This is a genomic window from Marinobacter sp., assembly GCF_048259445.1.
GTDB lineage: Bacteria > Pseudomonadota > Gammaproteobacteria > Pseudomonadales > Oleiphilaceae > Marinobacter.
In genome coordinates this window covers 48,475-60,287 of sequence record NZ_JBLXHQ010000007.1, presented here as the reverse complement: position 1 = coordinate 60,287, position 11,813 = coordinate 48,475, and the positions used below count along the sequence as shown (strand labels likewise).

General features: G+C 53.6%; 6 protein-coding genes. All 6 read left to right on the top strand.

What is annotated here, in order from left to right:
- The first annotated feature begins 21 nt into the window (after positions 1-21).
- The 6 genes from pepN (at position 22) to ACN0RL_RS07035 (ending at position 11,738) form a co-directional block, all read left to right on the top strand.
- Positions 22-2,667 (top strand): aminopeptidase N, encoded by a 2,646-nt coding sequence (pepN, locus tag ACN0RL_RS07060; protein ID WP_417515122.1) that lies wholly within the window; start codon positions 22-24, stop codon positions 2,665-2,667.
- Between the two features lie 179 nt (positions 2,668-2,846).
- A complete protein-coding gene (locus ACN0RL_RS07055) occupies positions 2,847-4,235 on the top strand; it encodes a DUF1329 domain-containing protein (RefSeq protein WP_417515120.1) in 1,389 nt (462 codons plus the stop codon).
- 62 nt (positions 4,236-4,297) lie between these two features.
- A complete protein-coding gene (locus ACN0RL_RS07050; protein ID WP_417515118.1) occupies positions 4,298-5,446 on the top strand; it encodes a WD40/YVTN/BNR-like repeat-containing protein in 1,149 nt (382 codons plus the stop codon).
- 46 nt (positions 5,447-5,492) lie between these two features.
- Complete coding sequence (locus tag ACN0RL_RS07045) at positions 5,493-7,877, top strand: efflux RND transporter permease subunit (RefSeq protein ID WP_417515116.1); 2,385 nt, start codon at positions 5,493-5,495, stop codon at positions 7,875-7,877.
- A gap of 185 nt (positions 7,878-8,062) precedes the next feature.
- Entirely contained in the window at positions 8,063-9,046 is a 984-nt protein-coding gene (locus ACN0RL_RS07040) for a TAXI family TRAP transporter solute-binding subunit (protein ID WP_417515114.1), read from the top strand.
- Positions 9,047-9,128: 82 nt separating this feature from the next.
- A complete protein-coding gene (locus tag ACN0RL_RS07035) occupies positions 9,129-11,738 on the top strand; it encodes a TRAP transporter permease (RefSeq protein ID WP_417515112.1) in 2,610 nt (869 codons plus the stop codon).
- Positions 11,739-11,813: the final 75 nt, after the last annotated feature.

Here is an 11,813-nt window from a genome sequence, read left to right as displayed (position 1 = left end):
CAGGAATTCTGGAGACAATCAATGCGCACCAATCAGCCGAAAACCATCTACCTGAGCGAATATAAAGTACCCGCTTACCTGGTAGATTCTGTCGACCTCCGCTTTGAACTTTTTGATGATGGCGCAAGAGTGCACAGCACGCTTTCTGTGCGTCGCAATCCGGAGTCAGCAGATGTTTCCGCACCTCTGACGCTGGACGGCGACAGTCTCAAGTTGGAGCACGTTGCGCTCAATGGCGAAGAGCTCGCGGCGAGCGCCTATGAAGATACCGGTGATCAGCTGGTGATTTCAAAGGTACCGGCCGGGTTTGAACTGACCGTTGTTACCTGGATTGAGCCTCACAACAACACCCGCCTTGAAGGGCTATATAAATCGTCCGGTATGTTCTGCACTCAGTGTGAGGCGCAGGGGTTTCGGTGCATTACCTATTTCCCGGACCGGCCTGATGTGATGGCCCGTTACCGCACCCGAATTGAAGCGGACAAGAGCACTTGCCCGGTGTTGCTGTCCAACGGCAACGATGTGGACAGGGGTGATCTGGATAATGGACGACACTTCGTGACCTGGGAGGATCCGTTTCCCAAGCCCAGTTATCTATTTGCATTGGTAGCCGGCGATCTTGTGGAGAAACAGGATACCTTTACCACCTGTTCGGGTCGGGATATTGATCTGCGCATCTACGTTGAACCCAGGAATGCGGCCAAGTGCGAGCATGCCATGGATTCTCTTAAGCGCTCCATGCGCTGGGACGAGGAAGCTTACGGTCGCGAATACGATCTTGACATATTCATGATCGTAGCGGTGGACGACTTCAATATGGGGGCAATGGAAAACAAAGGCCTGAATATTTTCAACTCTTCGTGTGTGCTGGCCAGCCAGGAGACAGCGACCGATCTCGCGTTCCAGCGCATTGAAGCGATTGTTGCCCATGAGTATTTTCACAACTGGTCTGGCAACCGGGTAACTTGCCGGGACTGGTTTCAGCTGAGCCTTAAAGAAGGATTTACTGTGTTCCGGGACTCTACCTTCTCGGCAGACGTAGGCTCACCCACGGTGAAGCGCATTGAAGACGTAACACTGCTCCGTACAGCGCAGTTCGCTGAAGATGCAGGCCCTATGGCTCATCCGGTGCGCCCGGCTTCTTACATGGAAATTACCAACTTCTATACCCTGACTATCTATGAGAAAGGTGCCGAAGTTGTTCGCATGATTCACACACTGCTCGGGCCGGATCTGTTCCGTAAAGGCAGTGATCTGTATTTCGAGCGCCACGATGGCCAGGCCGTAACCACCGATGACTTTGTCAAAGCGATGGAAGATGCGTCCGGCCGTGATCTGACACAGTTCCGGCTGTGGTATGAGCAGGCGGGTACGCCGGTATTAACGGTATCTGATGCATATGACGCAGAGCGAGGCATCTATCGCCTGACGATTCAGCAGTCCGTTCCGGATACGCCGGGCCAGACCGACAAGAAGCCTCAGCATATTCCGTTTGCCCTGGGTCTGTTGGGGGCTGATGGCGAGGCCTTGCCTCTCAGTCTTGAAAGCACTGCGGATGATGAAAGCGCGCCAACAGAACGCGTTCTTGAGTTGACGGAAGCAAGTCATACCTTTGAATTCCATGGGTTGACCCAAAAGCCGGTGCCCTCACTCCTTCGCCACTTTTCTGCACCTGTGCGTGTAGTTTATCCCTGGACTCGTGAACAACTGATATTCTTGATGAGCCATGACCCGGATGGCTTTAATCGGTGGGATGCCGGCCAACGCCTGGCTGTTGACGTAATTCAGTCTCTTGTGGGGTCTCCTGATTTTGAGGTTGATCCGCGCCTGGTGGATGCGTACCGCGCGTTGCTCAGTGATTCGGCGCTTGACCAGGCATTGGTTGCAAAAATGCTGCAGCTGCCATCGGAAGCCTACCTGATCGAACTGTCGGAAAGCCCTGACGTTGCAGCCATTCACCGTGCCCGTGAAAAGGTATTGGCACATCTTGCAACGTCATTGCGTGATGAGTTGCTCGCCTGTTTCCATCGGAACGCCGGCGCCGGCGCTTATGAGGTTTCACCAGAGTCCATTGCACGCCGAAGCCTGAGGAATACGGCGCTGGCGTGGTTGTTGATGATCAATGACGACACGGGCCGGGATCTGGCTGTTCAGCAACTCTCTGATGCCGACAACATGACGGACCGCATGGGTGCGTTGCGCGCCCTGGTTAACTCTGATTACGCTGCGGAGCGAAGCCAGGCGCTGAGTGACTTCTATGAGCGCTTCCAGGATGATCCCCAGGTTGTTGAGCAATGGTTCTCAGTGCAGTCATCCAGTGACCGTGCCGGGCAGCTGCCACAGATTCAGGCGCTGCTGAAGCATCCTGCCTTCGATTGGAAGAATCCGAACAAGATCCGCTCTGTTGTTGGCGTGTTTGCCGGTCAGAATCTGGCCGCCTTTCATAACCCGGACGGATCGGGCTATTCATTCCTGGGTGATCAGGTGTGTCGCCTCGATGACAGTAATCCGCAGATCGCGGCACGCCTGGTGACGCCGCTGACGCGCTGGCAAAAGTTTGCCCCTGCATACAGTTCGCTGATGCGCTCGGCTCTCGAGCGGATCCGGGACAAGACCGGGTTGTCCGCTGATCTTTACGAGGTGGTGCATAAGAGTCTCGAAGTCTGAGAGTAGGCAAAAGAGATCCGGCTGTAATTATAAGCCCTTGATTACGGCCGGATACAAAATCGCACTTTCGGTCGATAGACAACATTGACGGATCCGTTAACCTGTCGGAAATCCTACTTTCCGTCAGGCAACAATAAAAAGCCTTTCCAGAGGCTTCCAGTCGAATCCAGGGCTATACAATGAATTATAAAAAGAGTGCGATACTCGGGGGCTTGCTCGCCCTCTCGATAGCGTCCGCTTCTTCTTGGGCAGCAGTTTCCGCCGCTGAAGCTTCACGTCTCGGCCAGGATCTGACACCGTTTGGTTCGGTCAAGGCCGGAAACGATGCAGGTACTATCCCGGCCTGGACCGGAGGCCTCACAGAAGCGCCTGCTGGTTTCCAGGGAGCAGGGCAGCATCATATCGATCCGTTTCCGACGGATGAGGTGCTGTTTACCATTAATGCTTCCAACAAAGATCAGTATGCTGAACACCTCACCGATGGTGTTATTGCCATGCTCGAAACCTATCCCACCAGTTTCCGTGTGCCTGTTTACCAATCTCGCCGAACTCACGCGATACCGGGCTGGGTTGCTGAAAATACCCGGGATAACGCAGTAGAGGCAGAGGTCGTTGGCAGGGGTGAAGGTTTGCAGGGCGCTTTTGGCGGCTATCCTTTCCCTATTCTTCATGGGAACAATGAACAGAAAGCCTGGCAGGTAATCTGGAACCACCTGACTCGCTGGCGCGGCGTCTCGGGCACTCGCCGTTCAAGTGAAGTCGCTGTTCAGAGCGACGGTGACTATTCATTGGTTACCTCTCAGCAGGAGGTCTTCTTTAATTTCTACAACCCTGAGGGCGGTGAAGATGAACTGGATAATATCATTTTCTATTACCTCTCTTTCACTCAGTCGCCGCCCCGCCTCGCGGGTGGCGCGATTCTTATCCATGAAACTCTGAACCAGATTATCAATCCGAGAAATGGCTGGGGTTATAACGCTGGGCAGCGCCGCGTGCGACGTGCTCCAAATCTGGGTTACGATTCACCGATTGCGGCAGCAGACAATCTCCGGACCGCAGACGATACAGATATTTTCAATGGTGCACTGGACCGGTATAACTGGTCTTATGAAGGTTTGAAGGAAGTTTACATTCCCTACAACAACTATCGTATCGGCGAAAAAGGCTTAGCTTACTCCGAAATACTCGGCATTTCGCACCTGAACCCGGATCTTACACGTTGGGAACTTCATCGGGTGCATGTGGTTGAAGCGAATCTGAAAGACGGCGCACGGCACATTTACAAAAAACGTCGGTTCTATGTGGATGCGGATAGCTGGAACACGGTTCTGCTTGACCAGTATGATGGTCGGGGTGAGTTGTGGCGTGTGACCATGGGGCTTGCAAAAAATTATTATGAACTTCCGGGTGTGTGGACGGTTCTGGACGTCTATCATGATTTACAGGCCCGCCGTTATCACGTGCTCGGCCTGGATACGGAAGAGCCCAATACCCGGGTCTTTACTGAAGACGTTCCGAATAAGCGCTATTTTTCTCCAGCCTCTCTGCGTCGCAGGAGTGTCCGCTAAGGGAAGCAATTTTAAGTAGCGGTCAGAGAAACAAAGTTAAAACAACATAATAGGCAATCTGAATGGCTAAAAGATTGACGTGCAAGACTCTGGGGGCAGCCTGCCTAGGGCTTTCCATGGTTTGGTTCACACCAGCGGCGTTTGCGCTTGCGGACCTCATCGAAACGCCGGCCCGGCAAACTGACCTGGCTCCCACGAATCTCCTGAATGACGCAGTGCGTGCAGGTGACCGCATTGTTGCTGTCGGAGAAAGAGGGCACATCATTTACTCCGATGATAGCGGGCAAACCTGGGCGCAGGGCAGCGTCCCCGTCGCAGTTACGCTGACTGCTGTGGATTTCGGATCCAGAACTCACGGCTGGGCGGTTGGCCACAGCGGAGTGGTGCTTCATACCGAGGATGCCGGAGAGAACTGGAGTCTGCAGTTAACCGGTATTGGTGCATCTGAACTGGCCATTGCCAGCAAGGAAGATCAGGTTGCGGCGATGGAAGAGCGCATAGAGGAGGCACCGGAAGAAGAAAAAAGCGATTTGGAGTGGGCTCTGGATGATTTGTTTTTCACCATGGAAAACATGCAGGCAGATCTGGATATCGGGCCTGTAAACCCGCTACTGGGCGTTTGGTTTGAGAATGACCAGCACGGATTCGTGGTGGGAGCCTACGGTATGATCCTGCGCACGCAAGACGGCGGCGAAACCTGGAATGACTGGGCGCCAAAAATTGAAAATGCTCAGAACTTTCACCTTAACAGCATTACCCGTGTAGCCGGCGGTGCGCTTGTTATTGTTGGTGAGGCCGGGCAAATCCATGTTTCTGTGGACGGCGGGGATACATGGGAGCGGCGTGAAAGTCCTTACCCTGGCTCTCTCTTCGGTGTTATCGGTACGGGCCAGGTAAATGAGATTCTGGCCTTTGGTTTGCGCGGAAATATGCTGTTTTCTACTGACCTGGGAAAGAGCTGGCGCATGGTTCCGAACAGTGCGGGTGCGACACTCAACGATGGTGCTGTTGCGGATGACGGCCGGATAACGCTGGTTGGTAACGGCGGAACAGTGCTGATGAGCGGCAATGGCGCAGATTCATTCCGTGAGTATTTCCGTGGTGACCGGGCTGGCGTAATGGGTGTGGTTCCGGTTTCGGGAACCAATCTTCTTATCGTAGGTGAAGGCGGCGTAGCAATTACAGACTCGCGCGGAAAAAACCTTCAATAACGCCCTGATGTGGCAACAACCGAAAAAATAAGAGAGGGGCTTTTGAATGTCCAACCCACACCACGACAAGGGTGAACACTACCTGACAACGCCCAAGGCAGAGCCGTTTCTGGAGCGTCTGATTTTCAACAATCGGGCTGTTATCCTTGTCGGCTTCCTGCTTTTAACGGTGTTTCTGGGCTATAACGCTGTAAAAATCCAGCCTGATGCCAGTTTTGAGCGAATGATCCCGCTCGAGCATCCTTATATTATCAACATGCTGGATCATCGGAATGACCTCGAAAACCTCGGCAATTTCGTGCGTATTGCTGTGGAAACCAAAACCGGCGATATTTTCTCCGCCGAGTACATGGAGACGCTGAAGCAGATTACTGATGAGGTTTTCTATCTTGATGGTGTTGATCGTTCCGGCTTGAAAACCCTTTGGACATCAAACGTCCGCTGGGTAGAAGTAACGGAGCAGGGCTTCCAGGGCGGCACAGTTATCCCGGATGGCTATGACGGATCGCCCGCAAGCCTGGAACAGCTGCGCCAGAATATTCTTCGTTCCAACGAAGTAGGCCGGCTGGTCTCTGACAACTTCAAGTCCACGATCGTGTATGCCCCTCTGTATGAAAAAAATCCGGAAACCGGTGAGCCGCTGGACTATGCAACGTTTTCCCGCCAGCTCGAGGAAAAGATCCGTAACAAGTATGAAGAGCAGAACCCCAATATTGATATTCATATTGTAGGTTTTGCCAAAAAGGTCGGTGACCTGATTGAGGGTATTGGTTCAATTGCCTGGTTTGCGGGCATTACCATCCTGCTGACTACCCTGTTGCTGTTCTGGTATTCCCGGAGCATTACCGGCACGCTGGTGCCAGTTTTCACCTCCATAGTTGCGGTATTCCTGCAGCTGGGTGCATTGAGGCTTCTGGGCTACGGCCTCGACCCATACTCGGTGCTGGTGCCGTTCCTGGTCTTTGCGATCGGTATCAGCCACGGTGTGCAGATTGTAAACGCCATGGCGGTCGAGGCGGCCAGAGGTTTTGATGCTGAAACCTCAGCTCGTCTGGCGTTCCGCGCGCTTTATATTCCCGGCATGCTGGCATTGATTTCCGATGCTTTCGGTTTCCTTACGCTGTTCTTTATCGAAATTGATGTCATCCGTGATCTGGCCATAGCGGCTGGTCTGGGTGTTGCTTTTGTTATCATCACCAACCTGGTGCTTCATGTTCTGATCATGTCCTACCTCGGTATTTCCAAAGGTGGTATTCGCCACGTGCAGAACCAGGGCGAAAAGCAGGATCGGAAATGGCACCTGATGTCTTACTTCGCACATCCAGGAGTTGCACCGATTTCTTTGTTGATTGCGGTGATCGGATTGGGACTTGGCCTGTACTACAAGCAGGGCCTGAAAGTTGGGGATCTTGACCAGGGCGCGCCAGAGCTCCGGGCCGACTCGCGCTACAATCTGGATAACGCTTACATTATCAATAACTATTCTACCAGTGCGGATGTGCTGGTTGTGATGGTGAAAACGCCAGAAGAGCAATGTACCCAGTACAATGTGCTGCGGGCTATGGACTCACTGCAGTGGGAGTTGCAGAACACGCCGGGCGTTCAGTCCTCTGCGTCGCTTGCGGACGTCTCCAAGATCGTGACCAAAGCGCTGAATGAAGGGAACTGGAAATGGTATGAGATTTCCCGCAACCAGACCATCATCAACGCGTCCATTCGTGAGGCGCCCACAGGCCTCATTAACACCACCTGCAGCTTGACGCCCGTTCTGGTTTTCCTTGAGGATCACAAGGCAGAAACGCTGGAAACTGTGGTTGAGAGGGTTGAGGTGTTCGCTCAGGCAAACAGTAATGAAGAGCACACCTTCCTGTTGGCGGCGGGTAACGCCGGTGTTGAAGCGGCGACCAATGAGGTTATCGCCAATGCCAAGGATATGATGCTTATCCTGGTTTATGGCGTGGTGAGCCTCCTGTGCTTTGCGACATTCCGCTCCATTCGGGCTGTGCTGTGTATCGTCGTTCCGCTGGGGCTGACGTCGATTCTCTGCGAAGCCATCATGGCGGTGTCGGGTATCGGTATCAAAGTCGCAACACTTCCGGTTATTGCGCTTGGTGTAGGTATTGGTGTGGACTACGGTATCTATATCTACAGCAAGCTTGAAAAGTATCTGCTGGAAGGAAAAACCCTTCAGGATGCCTATTTCGAGACTCTGCGCTCAACGGGTAAGGCTGTTATGTTTACCGGCGTAACGCTCGGGCTTGGCGTAGTAACCTGGATTTTCTCGCCCATCAAGTTCCAGGCTGATATGGGCTTCCTGCTGTTCTTCATGTTCCTCTGGAATATGGTTGGAGCAATCTGGCTACTACCGGCACTTGCGAGGTTCCTGTTGAGGCCGGATCAGATGATTGCAAAGGCTCGCGCTGCAAAATAGAAACTGCGGCCAGTTGCAAAAAAGCCCGCATCGCGGGCTTTTTTGTTGCTTGCTCAATTGGTTAGCGACCTAATCCATACTTTATTTATCGTGTGAAGTGGTCTATGTTCTGTGATGAGCGTGATACTTGCCCGCGTGCTCAGGCGGGCAGTTGATGACAACGACGAAAATAAGGAACGATTCACATGACACTGAAACTTAAAGCCTCTGCATTTGCAATTGCTGCGGCTGTCAGCCTGGGTGCAGCTTCCACAGCTGTTTCTGCGCAGGAACAACGTTTTGTAACTATCGGAACCGGCGGCGTGACCGGCGTTTATTACCCGGCTGGCGGTGCTATTTGCCGTCTGGTCAATATGGACCGGAAAGAGCACGGAATTCGTTGCTCCGTAGAAAGTACGGGCGGTTCCGTATACAACCTGAATGCCATTCGACAGGGCGAGCTTGATCTCGCGGTTGCCCAGTCTGACTGGCAGTATCACGCCTACAATGGCACCAGCCAGTTCAAAGACGACGGCGCCAACACGAAACTGCGTGCGGTTTTCTCCATGCACCCAGAGCCGTTCACCGTGATTGCCAGCAAAGGTTCCGGTATCAAGACCTTTGAAGATCTGGAAGGTAAGCGCGTTTCAGTCGGCAACCCGGGCTCAGGCCAGCGTGCGACTGCGGAAGTGCTGATGGACGAAATGGGCTGGACCATGGACAAGTTCTCCCTGGCAGCGGAACTGAAAGCGGCTGAGCAGTCCCAGGCCCTTTGCGACGGCAACATCGACGCTTTCTTCTATACAGTTGGTCACCCCTCCGGTGCGATCAAAGAAGCCACCACGTCTTGCGACAGTGTTGTTGTTAACGTTGAGAACAGCGCCACCAAAACTCTGATCGACGAAAACCCGTACTACCGTAAAGCCATCATTCCGGGTGGCATGTACCGCGGAAGTGACAACGACGTTGCAACCTTTGGTGTCGCCGCGACGTTCGTATCGTCTACTGACGTACCAGACGATGTTGTGTACCAGGTAGTTCGTGCTGTGTTCGAGAACTTTGACAGCTTCAAGCGCCTGCATCCCGCTTTCGCTAACCTGAAGAAGGAAGAGATGGTAGCTGATGCCCTGAGTGCGCCTCTGCACCCGGGAGCCGCCAAGTACTACAAAGAGGCTGGCCTGATCAAGTAAGCCTTATCTCAGTCGCCGGCGCACCACCGAGGTGCCCGGCGGCCATTTCATATTCTCGATTCCTTCTCAACAGGATATTGCTATGACCGATAGCGAGCCGAAAGCTGGAGGTGCCGTCGACAAACAGAACGTGGAACAATTCCTTCAAACCGAAACCGGGGGAAGGGCGGCCACTGGAACCGCCGCCATTATTCTGTTCACGGTGCCTTTACTGTGGTCTCTTTTTCAGCTGTGGATAGCTTCACCACTGCCGTTTATTCTGGAAATAGGGGTATTCAACTCCACAGAAGCCCGCTCTATCCACTTGGCGTTTGCCTCATTCCTGGCGTTTGCTGCTTTTCCTATGTTCAAGGGCCGGCATACCGGTCATGTGCCCTTTTACGATTGGATTCTTGCTTTGGGGGCGGCATTTACAGCCTCTTATCTCTATGTATTTTACGATCAGCTTGCTACCCGTCCTGGCGCCCCTGAAACTCAGGATCTTGTTGTTGCGCTCACCGGTCTGGTGTTTTTGTTGGAAGCGACTCGTCGTTCACTGGGCCTCCCTCTGGCGGTTGTTGCCACAGTGTTTATTATTTACGCTCTGGGTGGGCCTTTCATGCCCGATGTCATTGCCCACAAGGGCGCCAGCCTGAGTAAGCTGGCTTCGCACCAATGGTTGGGCACTGAAGGTGTATTTGGTGTGGCACTGGGCGTGTCGACCAGTTTCGTTTTCCTGTTTGTATTATTCGGCGCGCTGCTGGAGCGCGCTGGCGCAGGTAATTACTTCATAAAAGTCGCTTATGCCATGCTCGGTCACATGCGCGGCGGCCCGGCTAAAGCGGCCGTAGTCGCCAGTGGGCTCAGCGGTATTATTTCCGGCTCATCTATAGCTAACGTTGTAACTACCGGCACCTTCACCATCCCGCTGATGAAGAAAGTGGGCTTTCCGGCTACGAAAGCAGGTGCCGTGGAAGTGGCGGCCTCGACCAACGGCCAGTTAACACCGCCTATCATGGGTGCTGCTGCCTTTCTGATGGTCGAATATGTAGGTATTTCCTACCTGGAAGTCATCAAGCACGCCATTCTGCCAGCTATGATTTCCTACGTGGCGCTTATCTATATCGTGCACCTGGAAGCCTGCAAAATGAACATGCTGGGCGTTGAGCGCCAGAACAAGCCGACACTGGCCCAGCGCATGCTCGTATGGGTCATGATTCTGCTAGGGCTGAGTGTGCTTACCCTGGGAGTATATTACGGCGTTGGCTGGATGAAAGATGTGTTCGGGTCCGCTGCTATGTGGGTGCTCACGCCAATACTGGTGGCGATTTACATCGCGCTTGTGGGTTATGGCTCACGCTTCCCGGATCTTGAAGAAGACGACCCGGATTCACTCATGGACAAGTTGCCACCGGTTGGAGATACGGTAAAAACCGGCTTGTATTTCCTGTTGCCGGTAGTAGTTCTGGTGTGGTGCCTGACGGTAGAGCGTTTCTCGCCGCAATTGTCGGCCTTCTGGGCTACCGTGTTCATGGTGTTCATTATCATCACCCAGCGCCCGCTGAAAGCCTACTTCCAGAACAGGGGGCAATACCTGGACGGCCTGAAACTGGGCGGCTCAGACCTGACGCACTCGCTGGTTACCGGTGCGCGCAATATGGTTGGTATCGGTGTGGCTACAGCTACCGCTGGCATCGTGGTAGGTACGGTTACATTGACAGGTATCGGTCTGGTGATGACGCAGTTTGTAGAGTTCATCTCCGGCGGTAACCTGTTACTCATGCTGGGCTTTACGGCCATTATCAGTCTGATACTGGGTATGGGCTTGCCAACCACTGCCAACTACATTGTAGTGTCTACCCTCATGGCTCCGGTCATCGTTACCCTGGGTGCGGAAAACGGCCTGTTGGTGCCACTGATTGCGGTGCACTTGTTCGTGTTCTACTTCGGTATTCTTGCTGACGATACGCCTCCGGTGGGTCTTGCCGCCTATGCTGCGGCTGCAATATCGGGGGCAGACCCGATACGAACGGGTATACAGGGTTTCACTTACGACATACGAACCGCCATTCTGCCGTTCATGTTCATCTTCAACACCCAGTTGTTGCTGATCGGGCTGACCGGCTGGTTCGACCTGCTGGTAACAATATTCAGCGCAGTCACAGCTATGCTGGTTTTCTCCGCCGCTACCCAGGGGTTCTGGTTTACCAAAACCCGCTGGTGGGAAACAATCGGTCTGCTGCTTATTACGTTCACCCTGTTTCGTCCGGGATTCTGGTGGGATGAAATCTATCCGCCGACCAATGATCGCCCCGGTGCGGAACTGCTGCAACACGTAGACGACGTGGCAGCAGGCCAGCCGATTGTGCTGCAGGCCTCGGGTATGTCGCTGTCCGGCGATGACACATCGAAGTATCTTCAGTTACCGCTGCCCGCAGGAGACACGCCTGAACAGCGGTTGGCGGCAGCCGGGCTGGAAGTCTCCCCGTCGGATGACGTTATGAACGTCGAGTTCGTTAACTTTGGCAGCGATGCGGAAAAAGCCGGGCTGAGCTTTGGCTGGGTCATCGAAACCGTTCAGGTGACAAATCCACGCCCGCCAAAAGAACTGATGTTCATTCCGGCGTTGCTCTTGCTTGGTCTGCTGGCATTTACACAGTTGCGGCGCAGGGCCGGTGAAGGAGAGCGACCGGCTTTTGTGCCGTCACGCTAGTTCCGCGGTCGCGGCATGCACGCCCTTAAGCATAACCCGGCATTAACCTGCCGGGTTTTTTTCTGTTAAACTTCG